The 25412-nt window shown below is 74.1% G+C and carries 25 protein-coding genes; 21 read left to right on the top strand and 4 right to left on the bottom strand.

Features of this window, described 5'->3' with window-relative positions:
* Positions 1-63 precede the first annotated feature (63 nt).
* From typA to CGE01nite_RS03310, 5 genes are all read left to right on the top strand, one after another.
* On the top strand, positions 64-1995 hold the full coding sequence (gene typA / locus CGE01nite_RS03330; RefSeq protein ID WP_048344365.1) for a translational GTPase TypA: 1932 nt from the start codon (positions 64-66) through the stop codon (positions 1993-1995).
* Between the two features lies 1 nt (position 1996).
* On the top strand, positions 1997-2968 hold the full coding sequence (locus tag CGE01nite_RS03325) for a PIG-L family deacetylase (protein WP_141368963.1): 972 nt from the start codon (positions 1997-1999) through the stop codon (positions 2966-2968).
* Between the two features lie 4 nt (positions 2969-2972).
* On the top strand, positions 2973-3395 hold the full coding sequence (locus tag CGE01nite_RS03320; RefSeq protein ID WP_141368961.1) for a hypothetical protein: 423 nt from the start codon (positions 2973-2975) through the stop codon (positions 3393-3395).
* Entirely contained in the window at positions 3392-3880 is a 489-nt protein-coding gene (locus CGE01nite_RS03315) for a flavin reductase family protein (protein WP_048344368.1), read from the top strand. The genes CGE01nite_RS03320 and CGE01nite_RS03315 overlap by 4 nt, the downstream gene beginning before the upstream one ends.
* A gap of 166 nt (positions 3881-4046) precedes the next feature.
* Entirely contained in the window at positions 4047-7268 is a 3222-nt protein-coding gene (locus CGE01nite_RS03310; protein WP_141368959.1) for a VanW family protein, read from the top strand.
* Positions 7269-7277: 9 nt separating this feature from the next.
* Here CGE01nite_RS03310 and CGE01nite_RS03305 read toward each other — a convergent pair whose 3' ends face one another.
* Complete coding sequence (locus CGE01nite_RS03305; RefSeq protein WP_141368957.1) at positions 7278-7526, bottom strand: putative acetyltransferase; 249 nt, start codon at positions 7524-7526, stop codon at positions 7278-7280.
* Between the two features lie 92 nt (positions 7527-7618).
* On the opposite strand from CGE01nite_RS03305, the gene fdxA reads away from it, so the two are divergent.
* The 4 genes from fdxA to CGE01nite_RS03285 all read left to right on the top strand — a co-directional run bounded on the left by fdxA (position 7619) and on the right by CGE01nite_RS03285 (position 11028).
* A complete protein-coding gene (gene fdxA / locus CGE01nite_RS03300; RefSeq protein ID WP_013772042.1) occupies positions 7619-7945 on the top strand; it encodes a ferredoxin in 327 nt (108 codons plus the stop codon).
* A gap of 6 nt (positions 7946-7951) precedes the next feature.
* Positions 7952-9100, top strand: coding sequence for a succinyldiaminopimelate transaminase (gene dapC, locus CGE01nite_RS03295; RefSeq protein WP_141368955.1), 1149 nt, complete (start codon positions 7952-7954; stop codon positions 9098-9100).
* 173 nt (positions 9101-9273) lie between these two features.
* Positions 9274-10572 (top strand): citrate synthase, encoded by a 1299-nt coding sequence (locus CGE01nite_RS03290; protein WP_048344372.1) that lies wholly within the window; start codon positions 9274-9276, stop codon positions 10570-10572.
* 18 nt (positions 10573-10590) lie between these two features.
* On the top strand, positions 10591-11028 hold the full coding sequence (locus CGE01nite_RS03285) for a YrdB family protein (protein WP_053071794.1): 438 nt from the start codon (positions 10591-10593) through the stop codon (positions 11026-11028).
* A 114-nt stretch (positions 11029-11142) separates the two neighbouring features.
* Here the strand turns inward: CGE01nite_RS03285 and CGE01nite_RS03280 are convergent, their stop codons facing one another.
* Together CGE01nite_RS03280 and dapD are read right to left on the bottom strand one after the other, a co-directional pair.
* Complete coding sequence (locus tag CGE01nite_RS03280) at positions 11143-11982, bottom strand: hypothetical protein (protein ID WP_141368996.1); 840 nt, start codon at positions 11980-11982, stop codon at positions 11143-11145.
* 53 nt (positions 11983-12035) lie between these two features.
* A complete protein-coding gene (gene dapD / locus CGE01nite_RS03275) occupies positions 12036-12977 on the bottom strand; it encodes a 2,3,4,5-tetrahydropyridine-2,6-dicarboxylate N-succinyltransferase (RefSeq protein WP_048344374.1) in 942 nt (313 codons plus the stop codon).
* A gap of 71 nt (positions 12978-13048) precedes the next feature.
* Here dapD and dapE point away from each other — a divergent pair, with 71 nt between their 5' ends.
* From dapE to CGE01nite_RS03245, 6 genes are all read left to right on the top strand, one after another.
* A complete protein-coding gene (dapE, locus tag CGE01nite_RS03270; protein WP_141368953.1) occupies positions 13049-14128 on the top strand; it encodes a succinyl-diaminopimelate desuccinylase in 1080 nt (359 codons plus the stop codon).
* 9 nt (positions 14129-14137) lie between these two features.
* On the top strand, positions 14138-14968 hold the full coding sequence (locus tag CGE01nite_RS03265; protein WP_048344376.1) for an LOG family protein: 831 nt from the start codon (positions 14138-14140) through the stop codon (positions 14966-14968).
* Positions 14965-15930, top strand: a complete 966-nt coding sequence (gene folP / locus CGE01nite_RS03260; RefSeq protein WP_141368951.1) for a dihydropteroate synthase — start codon at positions 14965-14967, stop codon at positions 15928-15930. Before CGE01nite_RS03265 ends, folP begins: the two co-directional genes overlap by 4 nt.
* Positions 15927-17234 (top strand): hypothetical protein, encoded by a 1308-nt coding sequence (locus CGE01nite_RS03255; protein ID WP_174773410.1) that lies wholly within the window; start codon positions 15927-15929, stop codon positions 17232-17234. The genes folP and CGE01nite_RS03255 overlap by 4 nt, the downstream gene beginning before the upstream one ends.
* A gap of 146 nt (positions 17235-17380) precedes the next feature.
* Positions 17381-17548 carry a DUF3117 domain-containing protein gene (locus CGE01nite_RS03250; RefSeq protein ID WP_013884554.1) on the top strand — a complete coding sequence of 56 codons (168 nt, stop codon included), beginning with the start codon at positions 17381-17383 and terminating at the stop codon, positions 17546-17548.
* A gap of 46 nt (positions 17549-17594) precedes the next feature.
* On the top strand, positions 17595-19157 hold the full coding sequence (locus CGE01nite_RS03245; RefSeq protein WP_229747247.1) for a leucyl aminopeptidase family protein: 1563 nt from the start codon (positions 17595-17597) through the stop codon (positions 19155-19157).
* Between the two features lie 79 nt (positions 19158-19236).
* Here CGE01nite_RS03245 and CGE01nite_RS03240 read toward each other — a convergent pair whose 3' ends face one another.
* Entirely contained in the window at positions 19237-19884 is a 648-nt protein-coding gene (locus tag CGE01nite_RS03240) for an O-methyltransferase (RefSeq protein ID WP_141368994.1), read from the bottom strand.
* Between the two features lie 382 nt (positions 19885-20266).
* Between CGE01nite_RS03240 and sigE the strand changes: the two genes are divergently transcribed.
* From sigE to CGE01nite_RS03210, 6 genes are all read left to right on the top strand, one after another.
* On the top strand, positions 20267-20899 hold the full coding sequence (gene sigE, locus CGE01nite_RS03235) for an RNA polymerase sigma factor SigE (RefSeq protein WP_141368947.1): 633 nt from the start codon (positions 20267-20269) through the stop codon (positions 20897-20899).
* The gene (locus tag CGE01nite_RS03230) at positions 20896-21876 is read left to right on the top strand and encodes an anti-sigma factor (protein ID WP_141368945.1); all 981 of its coding nucleotides are present in this window, start codon (positions 20896-20898) and stop codon (positions 21874-21876) included. The genes sigE and CGE01nite_RS03230 overlap by 4 nt, the downstream gene beginning before the upstream one ends.
* Entirely contained in the window at positions 21873-23291 is a 1419-nt protein-coding gene (locus tag CGE01nite_RS03225; RefSeq protein ID WP_141368943.1) for a S1C family serine protease, read from the top strand. The genes CGE01nite_RS03230 and CGE01nite_RS03225 overlap by 4 nt, the downstream gene beginning before the upstream one ends.
* Positions 23292-23363: 72 nt before the next feature.
* A complete protein-coding gene (locus CGE01nite_RS03220) occupies positions 23364-23714 on the top strand; it encodes a twin-arginine translocase TatA/TatE family subunit (RefSeq protein ID WP_141368941.1) in 351 nt (116 codons plus the stop codon).
* A gap of 66 nt (positions 23715-23780) precedes the next feature.
* Entirely contained in the window at positions 23781-24800 is a 1020-nt protein-coding gene (gene trpS, locus CGE01nite_RS03215; RefSeq protein ID WP_141368939.1) for a tryptophan--tRNA ligase, read from the top strand.
* A complete protein-coding gene (locus CGE01nite_RS03210) occupies positions 24797-25378 on the top strand; it encodes a 2'-5' RNA ligase family protein (RefSeq protein WP_048341245.1) in 582 nt (193 codons plus the stop codon). Before trpS ends, CGE01nite_RS03210 begins: the two co-directional genes overlap by 4 nt.
* Positions 25379-25412: the final 34 nt, after the last annotated feature.

The following is a 25412-nucleotide window of genomic DNA, read 5'->3' as shown; positions in this document are numbered from 1 at the left end:
AGTAAGATCGATCGGCGCCGCCGTCGGCGCGCACCCCCACACCCTGATTCGAGAAGAGCCCGCATGCCCTCGTCCGTCTCCGGTACGGCAGTCCGCGCCGACCTGCGCAACGTCGCGATCGTCGCGCACGTCGACCACGGCAAGACCACGCTCGTCGACGCCATGCTCTGGCAGTCGGGCGCGTTCGGCGCGCACGACCACGTCGACGAGCGCGCGATGGACTCCGGTGACCTCGAGCGCGAGAAGGGCATCACGATCCTCGCGAAGAACACCGCGGTGCTCTACCGGGGTCCGGCGGCGATCGCGGCGGGCCAGACCGACGGCGTGACCATCAACGTGATCGACACCCCCGGTCACGCCGACTTCGGCGGCGAGGTCGAGCGCGGCCTGTCGATGGTCGACGGCGTCGTCCTGCTGGTCGACTCCTCCGAGGGTCCGCTGCCGCAGACGCGGTTCGTGCTGCGCAAGGCGCTCACCGCGCAGCTGCCGGTGATCCTCGTCGTGAACAAGGTCGACCGCCCCGACGCGCGGATCGACGAGGTCGTCCACGAGGCGACCGACCTGCTCCTCGGCCTCGCCTCGGACCTGCACGAGGAGGTCCCCGACCTGGACCTCGACTCGATCCTCGACGTGCCGGTCGTCTACGCCTCGGCGAAGGCCGGCCGCGCGTCGCTGACCCAGCCGGCCGACGGCGCCCTGCCGGACAGCGAGGACCTCGAGCCCCTGTTCGCGACCATCCTCGAGAAGATCCCCGCGCCGACGTACGAGGAGGGTGCGCCCCTGCAGGCGCACGTCACGAACCTCGACGCGTCGCCGTTCCTCGGCCGCCTCGCGCTCCTGCGCGTCTTCAACGGGACGCTGCGCAAGGGGCAGACCGTCGCGTGGGCCCGGCACGACGGCAGCCTGCAGAACGTCCGGATCACCGAGCTGCTCGAGACCAAGGCGCTCGACCGCGTGCCCACCGACTCGGCGGGCCCCGGTGACATCGTCGCCGTCGCGGGCATCGAGGACATCACGATCGGCGAGACGCTGACCGACCCGGACGACCCGCGCCCGCTGCCGCTGATCACGGTCGACGACCCGGCGATCTCGATGACCATCGGCATCAACACGAGCCCGCTCGCGGGCAAGGGCGGCAAGGGGCACAAGGTCACCGCGCGCCAGGTCAAGGACCGCCTCGACAAGGAGCTCGTCGGCAACGTCTCGCTGCGCGTCGTCCCCACCGAGCGTCCCGACGCGTGGGAGGTGCAGGGCCGTGGCGAGCTCGCCCTGGCGATCCTCGTCGAGCAGATGCGCCGTGAGGGCTTCGAGCTGACGGTCGGCAAGCCGCAGGTCGTCACGCGCACGATCGACGGCAAGGTCCACGAGCCCATGGAGCGCATGACGATCGACGTCCCCGAGGAGTACCTCGGCGCGGTCACGCAGCTCCTCGCGCAGCGCAAGGGCCGCATGGAGACCATGAGCAACCACGGCACCGGCTGGGTCCGCATGGAGTTCGTCGTCCCGGCGCGCGGCCTGATCGGCTTCCGCACGCGGTTCCTCACCGACACGCGCGGCACCGGCATCGCGTCCTCGATCGCCGAGGGCTACGAGCCGTGGGCCGGCCCCATCGAGACGCGCCTCAACGGCTCGCTCGTCGCCGACCGCGCGGGCGTCGCGACACCGTTCGCCATGCTCAACCTGCAGGACCGCGGCACGTTCTTCGTCGAGCCGACGTCCGAGGTGTACGAGGGCATGGTCGTCGGCGAGAACGCGCGCAACGAGGACATGGACGTCAACATCGCCAAGGAGAAGAAGCTCAACAACATCCGCTCGTCGACGGCGGAGTCGTTCGAGAACGTCGTCCCGCCGCGCAAGCTGACGCTCGAGGAGTCGCTCGAGTTCGCGCGCGAGGACGAGTGCGTCGAGGTGACGCCGGAGGTCGTGCGGATCCGCAAGGTCGTGCTCGACCAGACGGAGCGCGCGCGGATCTGGTCGCGCACCAAGAAGGGCTGACGTGAGCTCGTCGTCGGGGCAGCGGTCCGGTGGCCTGCTGGCCGTCCACGCCCACCCCGACGACGAGACGCTCGCCACCGGGTCGCTGCTCGCGACCTGGGCCGCCGCGGGTCGGCCCGTGACCCTGGTGACCTGCACGCGCGGCGAGCGGGGCGAGGTCATCGGTGCCGCGCTCGCGCACCTGGAGGGTGACGGACCGGCGCTCGCGGCGCACCGCGAGACCGAGCTGGCGGCCGCGACGGCCGCGCTGGGCGTCACCGACCACCACCTCCTCGACACCCTGCCCGGCTGGACCGGGGGCCGCCTCGAGGACTCCGGCATGGCCTGGGCCGACGAGGGACGCCGCGCAGTCGCCGCCCCCGACGCTGTCGCTGCCGGCACGGCGTTCTCGGTGCGCCCGGTCGACGAGCTCGCTGCGCCGCTCGCGGCGCTCCTCCTCGACCGTCGGCCCGACGTCGTCGTGACGTACGAGCCCGGCGGCGGGTACGGCCACCCCGACCACGTGCGGGCGCACGAGGTCGCGCACCGGGCCGTCGAGCTCGCGGCACTGGCCGGCGAGCCGTACGAGGTCCTCGTCGTGCTGTGGGCCGCGCAGGGCCGCACGCGCGCGCAGGCCGCGCGCCGGGCGCTGCGGGCCGTGGGAGCCGACCTCGGCGGACTGACCGCCCCGGCGGACGACGACGTGTTCGCGTCCGTCGTCGTGCCCGACGACGAGATCGCGCTCGAGGTGGACGTCGCGCCCGTGCGGGACGCGGTCCTCGCCGCCCTGCGCGCGCACGCGACGCAGGTGCAGGGCGTCGAGCCGGTCGAGGGCGACGCCGCGCTCGTCGGGCGGTACGCGCTCAGCCTGGGACTCGCCGAGCCGGTGCTGCCCGTGGAGCAGTACCGCGTGGCGGTCCCGGACTGGCTGCGCGGCGCGCGTGAGCCCCTGCCGGACCTGGGCTGGCCCGCAGGGGTCCGGCCGGTAGCCTGACGCCGTGCAGCCGCTGACCCCGCAGACCTTCGTGCGGGCCTTCCTCGCCTTCCTCCTCGGTGTCGTGATCGGCGCGCTCGGGACCGTCGTGCATCGCGGCCTGCCCCCCTGGGGACTGCTCGCCGCGCTCGCCCTGGTCCTCGCCGCGACCGTCATGGTGCGCGCGTGGGGTGGCTGGGCCGCCTACGTCGGGATCGCGGGCGGCGTGTTCCTCGCCGTCCAGGTGCTCACGCAGACGGGGCCCGGGGGCGACGTGCTGATCCCGGCGGGCGACAACGTGAACTCGCCCTGGCTGGGCGGGGCCTGGATCGGGGGGTCGATCCTCGTGCTCGTCCTGGGTGCGCTCGCGCCGCGGAGGTGGTTCGACGACACCCCGCGCCCACCGCGCCCACCGCGCGCGTCCGAGAGCACCGACGGCGCGGCGTGACCGCGACCAAGGACGAGTTCCGCGGGGCCGTCGCCGCGCTGCCCGGGGGCGTCGCCGTCGTCACGACGACGTGGCGCCGGACGGTCTGGGCGATGACCGTGAGCTCGGCGTCCTCGGCGTCGCTCGAGCCCCCGCTCCTGCTGTTCTGCGTGCACTCCGACGCGCGTCTGCGCGACGCCCTCGACGAGGTCGACACGTGGACCGTGAGCGTGCTCGGCGCGGGCCAGGGCCCCGTCGCCGACTGGCTCGCCTCGCCCGGCCGCCCGGCCGTCGACCAGCTGGCCCGCGTCCCGCACCACGCGGCGTCCGTCGCGTCGGGCGTGCGTCTCGACGGGGCGGCTGCGTGGTTCGAGTGCCGCACGCTCGCGCTGCACGGCGCGGGCGACCACGACGTCGTCGTCGGCGAGGTGCTCGTGGCGGAGCGCGGCGCCGCCGACGCGGGCGGGTTGGTGCACCTGGACGGGCGACTGCGCGACGTACGCTGAGGCTCGCCCGTCACGCGACGCGACTGGGTCGTGGACGCGGCGTGGAGCGCACGTGCAGGGGTCGGGCAGACCTCTCACCTGCGGCGCCACGGGCGCGCGCGTGCGCGTGGCTCGGCGCTGCGCACCGTAGAATTGCCGGGCGCAACACGACCGAGCAGGGGAAGCGATGACCGACCGTACCGACGTCGACAGCCCGGACCACGACGAGCCGTCGAAGCCAGCGTCCGGCGACGAGGTCGTCTGGCCGGTCTGGGGCGCGGGGGAGCGCCGCGCGGCGCTGCACGACGAGACCCGGCAGATCCCGGTCGTCACCGAGGCGCCGCCCGCCGACGAGCCCACGGAGCCCACCGAGCCGTCGGACGAGCGGGCTCCCGACGAGCCCGTCGCCGCTGACGAGCCTGCCGTCGACGAGACGACCGCCGACGAGACGACCGCTGAGGAGCCTCCCGTCGACGAGCCTTCCGTCGACGAGACGACCGCCGACGAGCCTGCCGCGGACGAGCCCGACGAGCCTGCCGTTGTCGAGACGAACGCGGACGAGGTCGCCGACGAGGCGCCGTCCGACGAGCCCGAGCACGCGGAGCCCGCAGCCGACGAGCACCCGTCCGACGAGCCTGCCGTTGTCGAGACGAACGCGGACGAGGTCGCGCGGGACGCGGCTTCGGTCGACGAGGCATCCGCCCACGAGACCGCGTCCGATGAGGCGGCCGACACGGTGGCGTCCGACACGGTGGCGTCCGACACGGTGGCGTCCGACACGGTGGCGTCCGATACTTCGGCGTCCGACGAGGTCACCGACGAGCCTGCGTCCGCGGAGGCTGAGCCCGAGCCCGCCTCCGTGGAGATCGCCGACGAGCCCGCGCCTGGGGTCACCGGCGAGGCCGTGAGCGGCGCTTCCTCGGCCCCGAGCGAGGACGTGGCGCCTGAGGGACCGGAGCAGGTCGCACCGCAGTCCGATGATCAGCGCGCCGAGCCGTCCGTCGTCGAACCGGTCGAGCCGACCGAGTCCGCCGCCCCCGAGGCCGCCGAGCCTGTCGCCGGCACGGACGAGAGCACGACCGCGCCGTCCGCCCAGGCGCTCGCCGCTGATACGACCCCCGCCGCGGAGTCCGTGGCCGCCGCTGAGACGTCCGTCTCGGCCGACGAGGCCGGATCCGAGGCTCCCGCAGCGGTCACCGACGAGCCCGCCGCGACGACTCCGCGCGCAGCCGAGACGGTGGTGATGGCGCCGGCGACTGACGAGACGGTGGTCATGGCACCGACCGTCGACGAGACGGTCGTGACCACGCCCCAGGCTCGGACCGCTCCTGCCGGACCTGCGGCGGCCGCCGCCCCCGCGCCGGTCACCCCCGCTCCCGCAGCCCAAGCCCCCGCGGTGCAGCAGCCCGTGGTGCAGCAGCCCGCGGTGCAGCAGCCCACGGTGCGTCAGCCCACGGTGCAGCAGCCCACGGGCGGGGTCGCTCCCGGTGCGGTGCCCGAGCGGTCGTCGGTGCTGCCCGGTCGTGCGGACCGCACGAGCGTGCTGCCGGCCGCCACGGCCGCGAGCCCCGCTCCGACCCCCGCTCCCGCACCGGCCGACCCGACGCAGCCGCTGCCCCCTGTGGGTCCGGCGCGAGTCACGGCGGGCACGGTGCCGCAGGCGCCGCGCGAGCCCTCGCCGTTCGACGCGTTCGAGCCCGAGGAGCGCGAGCGCCGCTGGCCGCGCCGCCTGCTGATCGGCGCGGGCGTGCTCGTCGTGCTCGGTGGCGCGTACGTGGGCGCGAGCTACGCGACTGCCGACCGCGTGCCGCGCGGTGCGTCGGTCGCGGGCGTCGACATCGGCGGGCTCTCGTCTGACGAGGCGGTGGCCCGGCTGGACGACGAGCTGTCGTCGTCGACGGGGACGACCGTCGCGGTCCAGGCGAACGACGTGCAGGCCACCCTCGAGCCGCAGACGGCGGGCCTGTCGTTCGACGCGCAGGCGACCGTCGACGGGCTCACGGGAGTCGACCTTGCCGACCCGCTGCGCCTGTGGCACCAGGTCGCGGGCCTGGGCGAGAGCGACCCGGTGACGCAGGTCGACGAGGCGAAGCTGACGGGTGCGCTCGAGGCGCTCGGGACGTCGCTCTCGCTCGCCCCGGTCGACGGCGCGGTGCTGTTCGTCGACGGCGGTGCGGTGCTCACCGACGCGGCCGAGGGCTGGGCGCTCGACGAGGACGCGGCGGCCGACGTCGTCGCGCGGGACTGGCTGGTCGCGGCGCAGCCGATCGTGCTGCCGACGCAGGTCGTCGAGCCGGCGATCACGCAGGCCGCGGCCCAGGCCGCGCTCGACGAGGTCGCGGAGCCGCTCGTCTCGGCGCCGATCTCGGTGACGGTCGCGGACAAGCTCGCGGTGCTGCAGCCCGCGACGCTCGCGGCCGCGGCCTCGATGCAGCCGGAGGACGGCCGGCTCGTCCTGCAGCTGGACGGCGAGGCACTCGCTCAGGAGGTCGTCGCGCAGCTGCCCGAGGGCGTGCTGACGTCGGCCTCGGACGCGCACTTCGAGTTCCAGGACGACAAGCCGGTGCTGGTCCCGGGCGAGCCCGGCACGACCGTCGCGGCCGACGACGTCGCGAGCGCGGTCGCCGCGGTCGCGGACGCGCAGGACCGCACGGCGGCCGTGGAGCTGTCGCAGACCGACCCGTCGGAGACGACGGAGGCGATGGAGAAGCTCGGGATCAAGGAGATCGTCTCCGAGTTCTCGACGCCGCTGACGAGCGAGCCGCGCCGCACCAAGAACATCGCGCAGGGCCTGGCGAACATCTCGGGCGTGCTCGTCCGCCCGGGTGAGACGTTCAGCCTGACGGACTCGCTGGGCCCGATCGACGGCGCGCACGGGTTCGTGCAGGCCGGTGCGATCGTCAACGGCGAGCACTCCGACGCGTGGGGCGGCGGGCTGTCGCAGGTGTCGACGACGACGTTCAACGCCGCGTACCTCGCGGGCATGGAAGACGTCGACCACACGCCGCACAGCGAGTGGTTCTCGCGGTACCCCGAGGGTCGTGAGGCGACCATCTTCACGGGCAGCATCGACATGAAGTGGAAGAACACCACGCCGTACGGTGCGCTCGTGCAGGGCTGGGTCTCGGGCGGTCGCGCGTACGTGCGGATCTGGGGCACCAAGTACTACACGGTCGAGTCGACGACGAGCGGGCGCTCGGGCGTCGTGCAGCCGTCGACCGTCTACTCCGACTCCAAGACCTGCTCGCCGCAGTCCGCGGGCAACCCCGGGTTCTCGGTGACGGTCACGCGCAAGCTCTTCCTCGACGGCAAGCTCGAGGAGACCACGTCGAACTCGTGGCGGTACAAGCCGCAGAACCGCGTGGTGTGCGGCGAGCCGCCGAAGAAGGACGACGAGGAGAAGGACTGACGCCCGGCGTCAGTGACGTCGTGCTCGCCGCTCCGGCGGCGGCGGGATGGGCTTCCACAGCACCACGTCGCCCCCGGAGATCCGGGCCGGCCCGTGCGACGTGTCGAGCGTCAGGCCGTCGTCGTCCACGTGGAGGACGACGCCGAGGACGTCGGTGAGGTGCGGCCCGTCCGGCGCCGGGTCCTGCAGGCGCCGACGGACGACGACGCGCGTCCCGGCCGCCGCGTCCCGCCAGGACCGCGGAGTGGTCGAGGTCACGGCTCGTCCAGCCCGTCGCAGGGTGGACACCAGGTCGTGTGCGCGCGCATGTGGGGAATACTAGGGACGACCCGTCAAGTGGAGGACCTGCCGTGACGTATGTGATCGCTGAGCCTTGCGTGGACGTCAAGGACAAGGCGTGCATCGAGGAATGTCCCGTGGACTGCATCTACGAGGGCAAGCGGTCGCTGTACATCCACCCGGACGAGTGCGTGGACTGCGGGGCGTGCGAGCCGGTCTGCCCGGTCGAGGCGATCTACTACGAGGACGACGTCCCCGAGCAGTGGAGCGAGTACTACAAGGCCAACGTCGAGTTCTTCGACGACCTGGGCTCGCCCGGCGGTGCCGCGAAGATGGGTGAGATCGACAAGGACCACCCGATCATCGCGACGCTGCCGCTGCGCGTCCACGGTGACTGAGCCCGCATGGGCTTGCTGACCGGGGCGCTGCCGGACTTCCCCTGGGACACGCTGACGCCGTTCGCGCAGGTCGCGCGGGCTCACGAACGCGGGATCGTCGACTTCTCGGTCGGCACCCCGGTGGACCCGACGCCCGCGGTGGTGCGCGAGGCCCTCGTCGCGGCGGCTGACTCGCCGGGCTACCCGCAGACGCACGGCACGCCCGCGCTGCGGGAGGCGGTCGTGCGCTGGTTCGCGCGCCGCCGCGGCGTCGCAGGTCTCGACCCGGCCGGGGTCCTGCCGACGGTCGGCTCGAAGGAGCTCGTCGGGCTGCTGCCCTCCCTGCTCGGCCTGGGCGCTGGTGACGTCGTGCTGCACCCCGCGGTCGCGTACCCGACGTACGACGTGGGTGCGCGCCTCGCCGGCGCGAGCCCGCAGCCGTGCGCGGACCCCGCCGCCCGGCTCGCGGAGGGCTCCGGCGACGTCCGCCTGGTGTGGCTCAACTCGCCGGCGAACCCGCACGGCGCGGTGCTCGGCGTCGACGAGCTCGCGGCGGTCGTCGCGGCGGCGCGCGAGGCAGCGCGGCGGGACGGTCGGCCGGTCGTCGTCGCGTCCGACGAGTGCTACGCCGAGCTCGCCTGGGACGAGCCGTGGGTCCGCGAGGGCGTGCCGAGCATCCTCGACCCGCGCGTCACGGGCGGCGACGTGAGCGACCTGCTCGCGGTGTACTCGCTGTCGAAGCAGTCGAACCTCGCGGGGTACCGCGCGGCGTTCGTCGCGGGCGACCCGGCGCTCGTCGGCCGCCTGCTCGAGACGCGCAAGCACATCGGGATGATCGTGCCCGGTCCCGTCCAGGCCGCGATGACAGTCGCGCTCGACGACGACGAGCACGTCGCGCAGCAGCGTGAGCGCTACCGCGCGCGACGCGTGCTGCTCCGCGCGGCGCTGCAGGACGCGGGCTACGTCGTCGACGAGTCGGCCGCGGGGCTGTACCTGTGGGTGCGGCCCGAGGGCGGGCAGGACTGCTGGCAGACCGTGGCCGACCTGGCCGGGCTCGGCATCCTCGTCGCGCCGGGCTCCTTCTACGGGCCCGCCGGCGCCGGGCACGTGCGCGTCGCGCTGACGGGCTCCGACGAGCTGATCGCGGAGGCCGCTGCTCGCCTGCGCGGCGCCTGACAGGATGGGGTGTGACTTGATTCACACCGGATCGGATCGTCCCAGGATTCGTCACCTGGTGTCGGCCGCAGGTACGGTCGACGAGGCCAACGGAGGCCTCTCCCGGCTGTCGAGCCGACGTCGGTGACGACTCGCGCGCAACCGCGCGCAGGTCCGTCGCAGGAAGGAACGCCATGTCCGAGACCCTCACCGCACCGGTCCAGCTGGTGGTGCACGGCCAGGCGAAGGACCTGCCGGTCGTCGCCGCTACCGAGGGCAACGACGGCGTGGTGGTCTCCACCCTGCTGCGGGACACCGGCCTGGTGACCGTGGACCCCGGCTTCATGAACACCGCGTCCTGCGAGTCGAAGATCACCTACATCGACGGCGACGCGGGCATCCTGCGCTACCGCGGGTACCCGATCGACCAGCTCGCCGAGAAGGCGAGCTTCCTCGAGGTCGCCTACCTGCTCATCCACGGCGAGCTGCCCACACCGGCCGAGCTCGACGCGTTCGAGGAGCGGGTCAACCGGCACACGCTCGTGCACGAGGACTTCCGCACGTTCATGGGCACGTTCCCGCGCGGCGCGCACCCGATGGCCGTGATGTCGTCGGCGATCAACGCGCTGTCGACGTTCTACCCGGAGTCGCTCGACCCGTTCGACCCGGAGACCGTCGAGCTCGCGACGGTGCTCATCCTGGCCAAGACGCGGACCATCACGTCGTACGTGCACCGCACGTCCAAGGGCGAGCCGCTGCTCTACCCGGACTACAGCCGCGGGTACGTCGAGGACTTCCTGCGCATGACGTTCGCGGTCCCGTACCAGCAGTACGAGCCCGACCCGGTCGTCGTCGAGGCGCTCGACAAGCTGCTCATCCTGCACGCCGACCACGAGCAGAACTGCTCGACCTCGACGGTGCGGATCGTCGGCTCGTCGCACGCGAACCTCTACGCGAGCGTGGCCGCGGGCATCAACGCGCTGTCGGGGCCGCTGCACGGCGGCGCGAACGAGGCTGTCCTCACGATGCTCGCCGAGATCCAGGCGAACGGCGGCGACGCGACCGACTTCATGACGCGCGTGAAGAACAAGGAGCAGGGCGTCCGGCTCATGGGCTTCGGGCACCGGGTCTACAAGAACTACGACCCGCGCGCCGCGATCGTCAAGGAGAGCGCGCACGCGGTCCTCACCGCGCTGGGTGCGGCCGACGAGCTGCTCGACATCGCCATGAAGCTCGAGGACATCGCGCTGAGCGACGACTACTTCATCTCGCGCAAGCTCTACCCGAACGTCGACTTCTACACGGGGCTGATCTACAAGGCCATGGGCTTCGACCCGTCGATGTTCACGCCGCTGTTCGCGCTCGGCCGGATGCCCGGCTGGATCGCCCAGTGGCGCGAGATGATGACCGACCCGGCCACCAAGATCGGCCGCCCGCGCCAGGTCTACACGGGCGCCGTCGAGCGCGACTACGTCCCTGCCGACCAGCGCTGACGTCCATCCCGCGCTGACGTGAGCGGCACGCGCACCCCCGGACCGGCCCCGGCCGGTGGGGGTGGCGCGCTGCCGCCGGGCGTCCGCGGCCCGCTGTCCGTCGTCGCGTTCGGCTGCGAGGTCGGTCTGCTCGTGCTCGCGGGGGTCACGGGTTGGCGCCTCGGGATGCTCGCGGACGTGCCCGGGCGCAGGGCGCTCGCGGCGGTCGTCGCCGTGCTCGTCGTGTCCGCGGTCGTGATCGTCTGGGCACGCTGGAACGCGCCTCGCTCACCGTCGCGCCTGCGCTGGCCGCTGCGCTACCTGACCCAGCTCGCGCCGTTCGTCGCGGTCGCGCTGCTCGCGGCCCTCGTCGGCCTCGGCTGGTGGGGAGCGATCCTCGCGTTCGTCGCCGCGGTCGCGTTCGGCCTCTCCCGAGGCAACGCCCCCACCCCACCCCCTGACTCCCGCCCCGCCTGACTCCGGCCACCTGCCACCCGGACCCCTCGATGCAGCGATGGATGCAGGGTTGGTGGCGGCCACGTGCACCTGCGCTGCTTTCATCCCTGCAGCGACCGGGTGCGGACGGGTGGGTCAGGGGGCGAAGGTGAGGCGGACGTCGCCCGTGGGGAGGGGCGCATCCGTCGTGGCCCAGGCCGTCGAGGTGCGGGCCCAGCTCTGGTCGGCGACGTCGACGCTCGTCGTCCCGAGGGTCTGCGCGGTGGCGACCGCCCACGCGGCGACGGCCCAGGCCTGGCGCTCGGGGGCGTCACCCAGGGCCCCCGCGTGCACGACGAGGGTCGCGGGCTTGTCCTCGGTCGCGGGGACTCGCTCGTGCGCGAGGTCACCGAAGTCGCGCACGAGCCGCTCGGCGGCGGCCTCGGGCGTGCCCGCGGCCTCGGGGTCGGGCAGCGTGCACGTGAGAGCCGCGGGGGAGTGGCCGGTCAGCGCCGACGCCCAGGCCCGGGACCGGGTCTCGTGCTGCGCGTACGCGTCCGGGAAGCCCGAGCGCTGCACGGCCTGCGCGGCGACGGTGACCTCGAGGTCCTCGTAGCCGTCGACCTTGACGAGCCCGTCGTAGAACTTCCCCGTCGAGTAGACGGGGTCCATGATCTCCTCGATCGTGCCCCAGCCCTGCGAGGGGCGTTGCTGGAACAGACCGATGGAGTCGCGGTCGCCGTAGTCGATGTTCTCGAGCCGCGACTCCTGCAGGCCCGTCGCGATCGCGATCGTGACGGCCCGCGCCGGTAGCCCGCGCCGCTGCGCCATCGCGGCGAACAACGCGGCGTTCTGCGCCTGGTCGGGGCTCAGGCTCCAGTCGGTGTCGTCGACCGTGACGGCGCAGCGCGCGACGAGCGGCGCGTCCGGCTGGAGCCGGTCGAGCGCAGCGACGACGACCGCGGCGGCGACCCCGAGCGTGACGACGAACGCCATGAGCCCGAGCAGCACGCGTGCGGCTGTCGAGCGGCGTCGTCGGCGAGCCACGGTCAGTTCGCGTGCAGCGCCGCGTTGAGCTCGACGCCCGTGCCCGCGCGCGCGACCGCCTCGACGCCCCCGGTGAGCGAGTTGCGACGGAACAGCACCCCGTTCGCGCCGGACAGCTCGCGTGCCTTGATGACGCGGCCCGAGCCCTCGCCGAACCCGACGAGCGTCACCTTGGTGCCCGCGGTCACGTACAACCCGGCCTCGACCACGCAGTCGTCACCGAGCGCGATGCCCAGGCCGGCGTTCGCGCCCAGCAGCGTGCGCCGGCCGATCGAGACGACCTCGCGCCCGCCGCCCGACAGCGTGCCCATGATGGACGCGCCGCCGCCGATGTCCGAGCCGTCGCCGACGACGACGCCCGCCGAGATGCGGCCCTCGACCATCGACGTGCCCAGCGTCCCGGCGTTGAAGTTGACGAAGCCCTCGTGCATCACGGTCGTCCCGGGCGCGAGGTGCGCCCCGAGGCGGACCCGGTCGGCGTCGGCGATGCGGACGCCGGACGGGAGCACGTAGTCGACCATGCGCGGGAACTTGTCGACGCCGAAGACGGTCGGCGCGACGCCCGTGACCGCTCGCAGGCGCGCACGCGTCGTCTCGAAGCCCTCGACGGCGCACGGACCACGGTCCGTCCAGACGACGTTCGGCAGCGCCGCGAAGATCCCCTCGAGGTTCACCCCGTGCGGTGCGACGAGCCGGTGCGACAGCAGGTGCAGCCGCAGGTACGCGTCGCAGGTGTCGGCGGGCGGGGCGTCCAGGTCGATCACGGTCCGGACCAGGCGCACCCGCACGCCGCGCGCGTCGTCGTGGCTCTCCTGCAGCTCCGCCGGTGCGGACGCGCCCTCGTCGGGCTGACCGAGGACGGGAGCGGGGTACCAGGTGTCGAGGGTGATGCCGTCGAGAGTGGTGGTCGCGAGACCGAACCCCCAGGCGGGGCGAGAAGTCATGCGGACCAGCCTACGGTGACCTGGACGGTTACCCGTGGGTAGCCCTCGTGGCGCAGCCTAGGCTCGGGGGCGTGACGCATCCCCTCCTCGACCCGCACGGCGACCTCGTCGCCCTCACGCGGGCCATCTGCGACGTCCCCTCGGTCTCCGGCGACGAGCGTGCGCTCGCCGACCTCGTCGAGGAGGCGCTGCGGACCGCGCCGCACCTCGAGGTCCTGCGCGACGGCGACGCGGTCGTCGCCCGGACGCACCTGGGCCGCGCCTCGCGCGTCGTCGTCGCAGGGCATCTCGACACGGTGCCGGTCGCGGACAACCTGCCCACGCGCCTCCAGGACGGCTACCTGTGGGGGCGCGGGACCGTCGACATGAAGGGCGGGGTCGCGGTCGCGCTCGCGCTCGCGGTGCAGGTCCCCGAGCCCACGCGCGACGTCACGTGGGTGTTCTACGACCACGAGGAGGTCGCGTCCGAGCTCAACGGCCTGGGGCGTCTGGTCCGCCACCACCCCGACTGGCTCGAGTGCGACTTCGCGGTCCTGGGCGAGCCGTCCGACGGCGGCCTCGAGGGCGGCTGCAACGGGACGCTGCGCGCGGAGGTCCGGCTCAGCGGTGTGGCCGCGCACTCGGCGCGCGCGTGGGTGGGCGTCAACGCGGTGCACGCCGCGGGTGAGGTGCTGCGCCGGCTCGAGGCGTACGAGCCGCGGTCCGTCGAGGTCGAGGGGCTCGTGTACCGCGAGAGCTTCAACGCGGTGCTCATCAGCGGCGGCTCGGCGACGAACGTCATCCCGGCCTCGTGCGTCGTCACCGTCAACTACCGCTTCGCGCCGTCGCTCACGCCCGATCAGGCCGAGGCGCACGTGCGCGAGGTGTTCGCGGGCTACGAGGTGGTCGTGACCGACGTGGCCGCGGGCGCCCGGCCCGGCCTCGACGCGCCCGCCGCCCAGGAGTTCGCGCGCGCCGTGCTCGCGGTCACCGGGGGTGCACCCGCGCCCAAGTACGGCTGGACGGACGTCGCCCGGTTCGCCGAGCTCGGCATCCCGGCCGTGAACTTCGGGCCCGGCGACCCGTTGCTCGCCCACAAGGACGACGAGCGGTGCCCCGTCGACCAGCTCCAGGCGTCGTTCGACGCCCTGCGCCTCTGGTTGACCTCCTAGGCTCGCCCCATGAGCGACGACGGACAGCCGGAGCCGGGCCGCGGCTACCGCAAGGGCCCCGTGCTGCTGCGCGGGCAGCAGATCCCCACGAGCACCTCCGACCAGCGGCTGCTGAGCCGCCCCGTGGGCGGTGCGAGCTGGCTGCACGACGACCCGTGGCGCGTCATGCGCATCCAGTCGGAGTTCGTGGAGGGGTTCGGCGCGCTGGCCGAGGTCGGGCCCGCGGTGAGCGTGTTCGGCTCGGCGCGCACCCGGGCCCACGAGCCCGCGTACGCGCTGGGGGTCGACGTCGCGCGGCTGCTCGTCGAGGCGGGGTACGCGGTCATCACCGGCGGCGGCCCCGGGATCATGGAGGCCGCGAACCGCGGCGCCAAGGAGGCGGGCGGCGTCTCGATCGGTCTCGGCATCGAGCTGCCGTTCGAGCAGGGCATGAACGACTGGGTCGACCTGGGCGTCAACTTCCGCTACTTCTTCGCGCGCAAGACCATGTTCGTCAAGTACTCCGAGGGCTTCATCGTGCTGCCGGGCGGCTTCGGCACGTTCGACGAGCTGTTCGAGGCCCTCACGCTCGTCCAGACGCACAAGGTGATCGAGTTCCCGATCGTGCTCGTCGGGCGTGACTACTGGCAGGGGTTGCTCGACTGGATCTCAGGCCCGGTCGTCGCCGCCGGGCTGATCTCGCCGGTCGACCGGGACCTCCTCCAGGTGGTCGACACCGCCGAGGAAGCGGTCGAGATCGTCGTCACGCGCGGTGCGGAGCTGCGCCGGCAGGAGGAGGCGGCTGTCGCCGAGGCCGCGCAGGCGCAGCAGGAGGCGCAGGCCTCCAGCGACGCGTCGTGAACCTGCCGGGCGTGCCCGCCGCGGGGGCGGTCGTGCGCCTGCGCGACCGTGAGCTCGGGCTGGACCGACCGGTCGTGATGGCCGTCGTCAACCGCACCCCCGACTCCTTCTACGCGCCCGCGCGGTACGACGAGGCCGGCGCCGACGCGGCCGTGGCGCGCGCCGAGGAGGAGGGCGCCGACATCGTCGACCTCGGCGGCGTGCGCGCCGGCCGGGGGCCGCGGGTCGAGCCCGACGAGGAGATCGCGCGGGTCGTGCCGCTGATCGAGCGCGTGCGGCGCCGGCACCCGGACCTGCTGGTCAGCGTCGACACCTGGCGCTCGTCGGTCGCGCGTGCCGCCGCGCTCGCGGGTGCGGACCTCGTCAACGACACGTGGGCGGGGCACGACCCGGAGCTCGTCGCGGTCGCGGCCGAGCACGGGCTCGGCGTCGTCTGCTCGCACACCGGGGGTGCGCGCCCGCGCACCGACCCCTTCCGCGTCACCTACCCGTCGTCGCCCGCCGAGCGCGCACCCCGGGAGCATCCGGACGACGAGCGTCCCGACGACGAGCAGGACCCGCTCGACGGGGTCGTCGACGACGTCGTCGCGACGCTGGCCGCGGCCGCCCGTCGCGCGGTCGACCTCGGCATCGACCCCGCGAGCGTGCTCGTCGACCCGACGCACGACTTCGGCAAGAACACGTGGCACTCGCTGCACCTCGTGCGCCGTACGCCCGCGCTGGTGGCACTCGGGTACCCCGTGCTCATGGCGTTCTCCCGCAAGGACTTCGTCGGTGAGAGCCTCGGCCTGCCGCCCGAGGAGCGCCTCGAGGGCACGCTCGCGGCGACCGCGGTGGCCGCCTGGCTCGGTGCGCGCGTGTTCCGCGCGCACGACGTCGCCGCCACGCGCCGCACGCTCGACATGGTCGCGACGATCCGCGCGGAGCGGCTCCCCGAGCGCGTGGTCCGAGGTCTGGCATGAGCGGGACGTCGAGCCCCGACGAGGCCGCCGCGACCTCGGGTACGCCCCCGATCACGGCGGCCGACCACCCGGCGCCCGAGCCGGCGGCCGTCCGTCCTCGACGGCCGTGGTGGGACCCGCGCGGCTGGTCGTGGTGGGTGCAGGTGCTCGCGGTGTACGCGCTCGCGCGCGGCGCCACGGCGCTGATGCTCCTGTACTCGGCCGCGCACCAGGGCGCGACGCCGTGGGCGGGTGAGCACCCGTCGTACGCGCAGATGACAGGCTTGTTCTGGGATGCGGGCTGGTATCACCGCATCGCGGAGGAGGGGTACCCGAGCGAGCTCCCGGTCGACGCGAACGGCTACGTCCAGCAGAGCGCGTGGGCGTTCTTCCCGCTGTACCCGATGCTCGTGCGCGGCCTCATGGGCATCACGACGCTGAGCTGGGAGGTCGTCGCGCCGACGACGTCCCTCCTGCTGGGTGCGGCTGCGGTGCTCCTGATCCACCGCGCGGTCGCCTCGGGCGCTCCCCGGGCCGTCACGGCGTGGCCGGGGCTGCCGCTCGCGACCGTCGTGCTCGTGAGCGTGTTCCCGACGTCGCCCGTGCTGCAGGTCGCGTACACCGAGTCGCTCGCGCTGCTCCTGGTCGCGGCCGCGCTGCTGCTGCTCGTCCGCCGGCACTACGTAGCGACCGCGGGCGTCCTGGTGCTGCTGGGCCTGACCCGCGCGGTCGCCCTGCCGATGGCGCTCGTCGTCGGCATGCACGCGCTCGCCCGGTGGCGCGCGTGGCGGCGCGGTGACGAGCCGCTGCCGGCACGGGACGTCGTCGCGGTCGGCGGGCTCGGTGTCGTCGCGGTCGTCTCGGGCTTCCTGTGGCCCGCGATCTGCGGGTGGGTCACGGGTGTGCCGCAGGCGTACCTGCGCACGCAGGAGGCGTGGCGCGGGGTGCGGGAGGTCACGCCGTTCGGCGGCTGGGACTACGTGCTGCAGTACTGGTTCGGTGACGACGGGCTGTGGGTGCTGGCGGCGGCGGTCGCGTTCGTCGTCGCGCTCCTCGTCGTGCCCGCCGCGTGGCGGCTCGGTCCCGAGCTGCACGCGTGGCCCGCGGCGTACGTGCTCTACCTGGCGGCCGCGATCGAACCCGGCAGCAGCCTCGCGCGGTTCCTGGTGCTCGCGTTCCCGATGGGTGCGATCACCGCGAGCGTGGTGCGCCGGCCGCCGGTCGCCCGGCGCGCGTGGTTCGTCGCGGTCGTCGTGCTCATGCTCGCCCTCCAGGTGATCTGGGTGTGGCGGTTCTGGCGTCTGACGAGCGGGTGGCCGCCGTGACGTCCGACCTGTGAACTAGGATGGTCCACGGACATCCGGCACCACGGGTGCGCAGGTGGAGCGGCACGAGCGGCGCGAAGGCGCTGCGGCTGACCGCGCCACGGCGCCACCCGGTCGGGACGCACGAGGCGAAGGAGAGGCCACGCATGGCCGCGATGAAGCCGAGGACCGGAGACGGACCGCTCGAGGTGACGAAGGAAGGGCGCGGCATCGTGATGCGTGTCCCGCTCGAGGGCGGTGGACGGCTCGTGGTCGAGCTGAACGCGACCGAGGCGGCTGAGCTCGGCGAGGCACTGACCTCCGTCGCAGGCTGACGTGCCCGGCGGTCGTCCCCCGACGATCGGCCGGACCCCTCCGGCCGTGACACTCATCGGCGGCGTCGTCGCCGACAGCCCCCTGCTGGGGGAGTCGGACGTCGACGCCGTCGCCGTGCCCGTCGCGCCCGCGGTCGCGGGCGACGAGGACGAGGGTCCGCAGCCGCGGCGCGGCGCCGCCTCGACGGCGGCACGGTACGGCATCGACCTCGCCGAGCTCGCGGAGCGGGCCGGCCTGACCGGCGCGGCGGGCGAGTCGTTCGTCGTGCAGCTCCCGCGCCCTGCGGGCTCGGGCGTGAGCCTGCCGTGGGCGGGCCTTCCCCCGCGCATCGTGCTCGTCGGCATCGGCGCGAGCACGGACACCGACCTGCGCCGGGCCGGTGCGGCGCTCGCGCGTGCCTCGCGCGGACTGCGTCGCGTGGTCACGACGATCGGCGACGACGCGGGCCACAGCGCCTCGCAGGCCGCTCGTGCCGCGCGCGCCCTCGTCGAGGGCTACCTGCTCGCCGCCTACGTGCCGCCGAGCGCCGCGCGCAAGCCCCCCGCCAAGCCCGCGGCGGACCTGGTGCTGCTCGGGCGCGACGGCACGCGCGTGGGCGCCGCGGTGGACGCCGCGCGCTCCGCGGCGACCGCGACCTGGCTCGTGCGGGATCTCGCCTCGACCCCCGCGAGCACCAAGAACCCCGAGTGGATCGCCGACCAGGCGCGCCGCCTCGCCACGGGACCGGGCTTCGCGGTGACCGTGCGCGGCCCGCGTGAGCTCGAGGCCGACGGCTTCGGCGGCATCCTCGCGGTCGGTGCAGGCTCGGCCTCCCCGCCGCGGCTCGTGACCGTGACCTGGACGCCGCCGACGTACGGCGGCCGGTCGGGCTCCGGGCGGCACGTCGTCATCGTCGGCAAGGGCATCACCTACGACACGGGCGGCCTGTCGATCAAGCCGCGCGAGGCCATGGTCCCGATGAAGACGGACATGACCGGTGCCGCCGTGGCGCTCGCCACCGTGCTCGGCGCGGCGCACGCCGGGGTCCTGCACAAGGTCACCGCGGTGCTGCCGCTGGCCGAGAACCACTTCGGCGGTGCGTCGTACCGGCCGGGCGACGTCCTGTCGATGTACGGCGGCACGACGGTCGAGATCGCCAACACCGACGCCGAGGGTCGGCTCGTGCTCGCCGATGCGCTCGCGTGGGCCGACGCGACCCTCGACCCCGACGTGCTGGTCGACGTCGCGACCCTCACGGGTGCCGCGACCGTCGGGCTCGGCAAGCAGTACAGCGCGCTGTACGGCACCGACGAGGCGCTCGTCGCCGCGCTCGAGCGGGCGGGGACGGACTCGGGCGAGCTCGCGTGGCGCATGCCGCTCGTGCCCGAGTACGACGAGGCCGTGCACAGCTCGGTCGCCGACCTGCGGCACGTCCCGCAGGACACGCACATCGGCGCCGGGTCCGTCACCGCGGCGCTGTTCCTGCGCCGGTTCGTGGGAGACCGCGCGTGGGCGCACCTCGACATCGCGGGTCCCGCGCGCGCCACGGCCGACAAGCACGAGGTCACCGAGGGCGCGACGGGGTACGGCGCACGCCTGCTGCTGCGCTACCTGACCGAGCTCAGCTGAGCCTGCTCGGCCGGTCAGCTGATCGGCCGAGCAAGGCCGTCCCGTCGCTGGTCCGGCCCGTGCCCGGGCCGGGCATCGGTCAGCGTCGCACCGCGACCAGGAGGCCGTCGCCGACGGGCAGGAGCGCCGGCAGGAGCCGGTCGTCGCCGCGCACCGAGCGGCCGAGCTCGCGGACCGCGGTCGTCGCCTCGTCCCGGCGCGCCGGGTCGGCGACGCGGTCGTGCCAGAGCGCGTGGTCGACGACGAGCACGCCGTTCGGGCGTAGCAGGCGGATCGCCTGCGCGAGGTACTCGGGGGCCGCGTCCAAGACCCCGCCGGTGCTCGTCAGGCCGAGCAGGACCAGGTCGTAGGCGGCATCCGTGAGCCGCGGCAGGACGTCGAGCGGGCGGCCCGAGATCGTGCGCGTCCGCGTGGAGCGGATCCCGGCCTCGGCGAACGCCTCCTTCGCGGCGCGGTGGTGCTCGACCTCGGCGTCGATCGTCGTCAGCACGCCGTCGGCGGGCATGCCGCGCAGCAGGTACAGCGACGCGACGCCCGTGCCGGTCCCGATCTCGACGACCGAGCGTGCGCTCGACGCCGCCGCGAGGACGGACAGGGCGGCACCGGTGCCCGGGGGGACCGCGCCGGCGCCGAGCTGCGCGGCACGCTCACGCGCGGCGAGCACCGCGTCGTCCTCGGCGAGGAACTCCTCGGCGTAGACCCAGCTGCTGGCCTTGTCGGCGGAGATGATGGCCTCCGGGGCGGCGGCGCGCGTCGTGCGCGGACGGACGCCCGCGGTCACGGGCTCGCCCCAGCGTAGTCCCGCAGCCTCGTCCCGCCCGACGGGCGCGCGTACGGGCCGCGCGAGGCGCACGTGCACACGATCGTCACAGGTCGGCGGAACGAACGGCGCACGCAGCGCGTTGTGCCTGGCATCGTGGACCGAGCAGTGCGGTCGATCGAGCAGTCCGGTCGATCCCGCACGGCGGTCCGCGGTCGCGGGCGAGGTCGTGGCCCTGGGACAATGGCGCGAGGCGTCCGTGGCTCGACGACGGACGCGCCGCGTCGGACGTCCCGGGACCGGGACCGTGCCAGGCGACGGACGTGGCCGACGAGCGAAGAGGGAGCGCGTGCGCAGCAGCGAGGCACCCGCGGGGTGGCAGCCCCCGACGTGGGAGGAGATCGTGCGCGAGCACTCGGCGCGCGTCTACCGCCTCGCGTACCGGCTGACCGGCAACCAGCACGACGCCGAGGACCTCACGCAGGAGACGTTCGTGCGCGTGTTCCGGTCGCTGCACACGTACACGCCCGGCACCTTCGAGGGCTGGCTCCACCGCATCACGACGAACCTGTTCCTCGACCAGGCGCGCCGCCGTCAGCGCATCCGCATGGACGCGATGGGCGACGACGACGAGCGCTACGAGAGCACCGACGGGCTCGCTGCCCCCGAGCGCGCGTTCGAGCACGGCAACCTCGACCACGACGTGCAGCACGCGCTCGACGCGCTTCCGCCCGAGTACCGCGCCGCGGTGGTCCTGTGCGACATCGAAGGGCTCTCGTACGAGGAGATCGCGGTCACGCTCGGCGTGAAGATCGGCACGGTGCGTTCCCGCATCCACCGCGCCCGGGCCCGGCTGCGTGAGTCGCTCGAGCACCGCGCTCCCGTGCACCGTACGCGCGTCGCCGACGAGCCCGCGGGCGACGGCGCCGGGGCGACGTCCCCCGACGAGCCGTCGTTCGCGTCCGCGGAGGCGGCGTCATGACGCACCACCTCGGGTCGCAGCTGAGCGAGCTGGTCGACGGCAGGCTGTCACCGATCGCGACCGACCGCGTGCTCGTGCACGTCGCCGCGTGCGCGCAGTGCGCCGACGAGCTCGCCGCCGCCCGCCTGGCCCGCCGCGCGCTCGCGGCCGCCGCGTGCGACGACGTGCCCCAGGCCCCCGACCTCACGGCGCGACTGATGTCGCTCGCACCCGCCGCGCCGGTGCCCGCCGCGTGCGGCACCGCCGCGGCCCGCGACCCGTTCGCCCAGCCCCTCGGGGTCCCCGCGGTGCACGGCCGGCGCGCGCGTGCGCTGCGCGGCGAGGTCGCCGAGCGCAGGCTGCCGCGGATCGCCGCGGGCTCGCTCGCGGGCGTCGGCGCGATCGCCGCGATGCTGTTCGTCCTCGGGGACCGTCCCGTGGTCGCGCCCGTCGGGCACCCCGGCGCCGACCTCGACCTGCTCGGCAGCGCGTCCATGGGCACGTCCGGGTCGTCCGGCACGCTCGCGTCCGGTGCCTCCTCGTCGGGCTCGGCGGTCAACGCCGTGGCCGGGTCCGCCGTCGACGAGACGCAGGGCATCGTCGCGTCGCTGCGCGCGCGGGGCTGGAGCTTCCCCGACACCCTGCCCGAGGGTTGGTCCGTCTCCGCGGTGCGGTGGGTCGCCGACGAGCGTGTGCTCGAGGTCGACCTCGCGAGCGCGGAGGGGACGCTCGTCGTGACCGAGCAGGAGGGTCGCCTGGACACGTCCGTGCTGGCCCGCGCGGACCGCGTGAGCATCGGCGGGCACGAGACGTACGTGCTGTCGTACGCGCCGTGGCACGTGGTGTGGCAGTGCGGCTCGACCGTGGTCCAGGTGGTCGCGGGTGGTGACGCGTCCTCGTTCGTCGAGGCCTTCCCCGTGGCCGCGTTCGACGGCGGCGTGCCGGCGCGCATCTCGCGCGGCTGGTCGACCGTGGCCGGGGCGCTCGACGGGCGATGACGACGAACGACATGACGCCCCACGACGAGCACGAGCGGCCGCTGTTCGCGCAGCCCGGCCCCACGCCGCGCACCGGTCCGCAGCGGTTCACGGATGATCCCGCGCATCCGAGCCACGCGCCCACGGCCCCGATCCCGCAGGAGCCGACCGGCGGCTGGTACGCCCAGCGTCCGCAGCCCGTCCCCCACGCGTCCGGGCCGCCCGGCTACGCGTGGTCGCCCGCGGACGGGCGGCAGGGCTCGGCCGGGTCGCACGCGCCCTATGCGACTCCTTGGGCGCCGAGCGCATGGTCGGACCAGGCGTCGTCGGGGCGGCGCCGGGGCCGCGGGCTCTCGGGCGGCTGGGTCGCGGGCATCGCCGCGCTCGCGCTCGCCGCGGGCCTCCTCGGCGGGATGGCCGGCTCGCGTCTGCTCCAGGACGACCACCTGGCCGACGCGGGCCTTCCGGCGACCGTCACCCGCCCGAGCGGGGCCGCGGAGACCATGGGCGACGCGTCGGTGGCGTCGATCGCCGCGGCCGTGCTCCCGAGCGTCGTGTCGATCGAGGCGTCGTCGGCCGCGGGTGCGGCGACGGGCTCGGGCTTCGTGCTGCGCCAGGACGGCTACCTGCTCACCAACAACCACGTGGTCGCCGGTGCGGACGCCGACGGCGGCGCGCTCGTCGTGACGTTCTCCGACGGCCGGGAGGCGACCGCGACGATCGTCGGCCGGACCGCGGAGTACGACCTGGCGGTCATCAAGGTCGACGTCGACGGGCTCGTCCCGCTCGCGCTGGGCGACTCGGACTCGGTGCGCGTCGGTGACCCGGTCGTCGCGATCGGTGCGCCGCTCGGGCTCACCGGGACCGTCACCACGGGCATCGTCTCGGCGCTCAACCGGCCCGTGTCGGCGGGCGACGAGACCGACACCGCGTTCATCAACGCCATCCAGACGGACGCGGCGATCAACCCGGGCAACTCCGGGGGGCCGCTCGTGGACGCGCGCGGCGAGGTCATCGGCATCAACTCGGCGATCGCCCAGCCCCCGGGCCAGTCGGCCGCGGGCGGGAGCATCGGGCTCGGGTTCGCGATCGGGTCCAACCAGGCGCGGCGGACCGCGACGCAGCTCATCGAGACCGGGCACGCGACCTACCCGATCATCGGCGTGCTGCTCGACCGGCAGTACGGCGGCGAGGGCGTCCGTGTCTCGAGCGAGGCCCAGGAGGGGCAGGAGCCCGTCACGCAGGGCGGCCCGGCGCAGCTCGCGGGCATCGAGCCGGGCGACGTGATCGTCGCGATCGACGGGCGACCCGTGACCGACCCCGACGAGCTCATCGTCGCGATCCGCGCGCACGAGCCGGGCGACGTGATCGAGCTGACGGTCCGGTCCGGCACGCGCGAGCACACGGTCGACGTGGAGCTCGACGAGTCGCAGTAGGCGCGCGTCGTACGGCACGCGGCCCCGGGAAACCGCGTCGGTCGCACGGCGTGAGCGGGGTAGCCTGAGCCGGTGTTCGACATCAACGGCGGAGAGCTCATCGTGCTCTTCGTCGTCGCGGCCCTGGTGATCGGGCCGCAGCGGCTACCGGCCTACGCCGAGCAGCTCGCGGTGCTCGTGCGGCGCGGCAGGGAGTGGATCTCCCAGGCGCGCACGAGGCTCGACGAGGAGACCGGCGACCTCGGTGTCGACTGGGAGGCGCTCGACCCGCGCAAGTACGACCCGCGACGGATCGTCCGCGACGCGCTGCTCGACGAGCCGTCGACGGCACGCCGGGCCGCGGCGAGCGCCGTCGTCGGCATCCCACCCGCTGCCTCCGCCCCGTTGGTCGGCCCCGCGCCGTACGACGACGAGGCCACCTGACCGCTGCACGTCCCGCACCCGTCCACGCTCGTCCGCCCGGCGAGCCGCTCACAGATTGGTCCCGCAGTGCCACAGCCCGCTCGCATCTTCTCCGCCATGCAGCCCACCTCGGACTCGCTCCACCTCGGCAACTACCTGGGTGCGCTGACGCAGTGGGTGGCCCTGCAGGAGGGCAACGAGGCGATCTACTGCGTGGTCGACCTGCACGCGCTGACCGTCGGCCCGGACCCGAGCGTCCTGCGCGACCGCACCCGCCGCACCGCCGCGCAGTACCTCGCGGCGGGCGTCGACCCGCAGCGCTCGACGCTGTTCGTGCAGTCGCACGTGGCCGAGCACGCCGAGCTCGCGTGGATCCTGTCGTGCCACACCGGGTACGGCGAGGCGCAGCGGATGACGCAGTTCAAGGACAAGTCGTCCAAGCACGGCGCCGAGGGCACGACGGTCGGCCTGTTCACCTACCCGGTGCTCATGGCGGCGGACATCCTGCTCTACGACACCCACCAGGTCCCGGTCGGCGAGGACCAGCGCCAGCACCTCGAGCTCACGCGGGACCTCGCGCAGCGGCTCAACTCGCGGTTCGGTCCGGGCGCGTTCGTCGTGCCCGAGGCGTACATCGTCAAGGAGACCGCCAAGATCTACGACCTGCAGGACCCGACGGCGAAGATGAGCAAGTCCGCGGGCTCGCCCAACGGCCTGATCGAGCTCCTCGACAACCCGAAGACGATCGCGAAGCGGATCCGCTCGGCGGTGACCGACGCCGACCGTGAGATCCGCTTCGACCCCGAGCACAAGGCCGGCGTCTCGAACCTCCTGACGATCTTCTCGGCGCTGTCCGGACGGTCCGTCGCCGAGCTCGAGACCGAGTTCGAGGGCAAGGGGTACGGCGACCTCAAGGTCGCGCTCGCGGACCTCGTCGTCGAGTGGGTCACGCCGTTCCAGGCGCGCGTCCACGAGTACCTGGACGACCCGGCGGAGCTCGACGCGGTCCTGGCCGCGGGTGCCGAGAAGGCCCGCTCGATCGCGGCGGTGACGCTCGACCGCGTCTACGAGCGCTCGGGCCTGCTCGGTCGGCGAGCACGCGCGTGAAGCTCCCCGAGCTGGCGGGGGACCAGGTGATCGCGGGTGTCGCGATCACCGTCCCCGAGCCCTACGGGGCCCAGCTCCAAGAGGCGCGCGCGCGGCTCGGTGACCCGTGGGCGGCGTTCATCCCGCCGCACATCACGCTGCTCGGCCCCACCGCGATGGACCCGGCCGACGTGTCGCGCGTCGAGGAGCACCTGCGCGGCGTGGCCGCCTCGCACGCGCCGTTCGTGGTGCGGCTGCGCGGCACGGCGACGTTCCGACCGGTCTCGCCGGTCGCGTTCGTGCAGGTGGCGGACGGCATCGCGGGCTGCGAGCAGCTCGAGGCCGCGGTCCGGCAGGGCCCGCTCGCGCAGGAGCTCCGGTTCCACTACCACCCGCACGTCACGGTCGCGCACGAGCTGTCCGACGAGCAGCTCGACCACGCGATGGACGAGCTCGCGGACTTCGACGCCTCGTTCGTCGTGACGCGCTTCCACTGCTACCTGCGGTCCGACGACGAGGTCTGGCGTCCGCACACCGAGTACCGGCTGACGGGCCGTGCGCAGTGGCGCCCGAGCTCGGAGCCGGGACCGGCTGCCTGAGCCGACCGTGCGGCCGGGGTGCCGCCCTGGAGAC

The organism is Cellulomonas gelida (genome assembly GCF_006538725.1).
Classification (GTDB): Bacteria; Actinomycetota; Actinomycetes; order Actinomycetales; family Cellulomonadaceae; genus Cellulomonas; species Cellulomonas gelida.
This window is presented reverse-complemented; position numbering and strand designations above follow the sequence as displayed.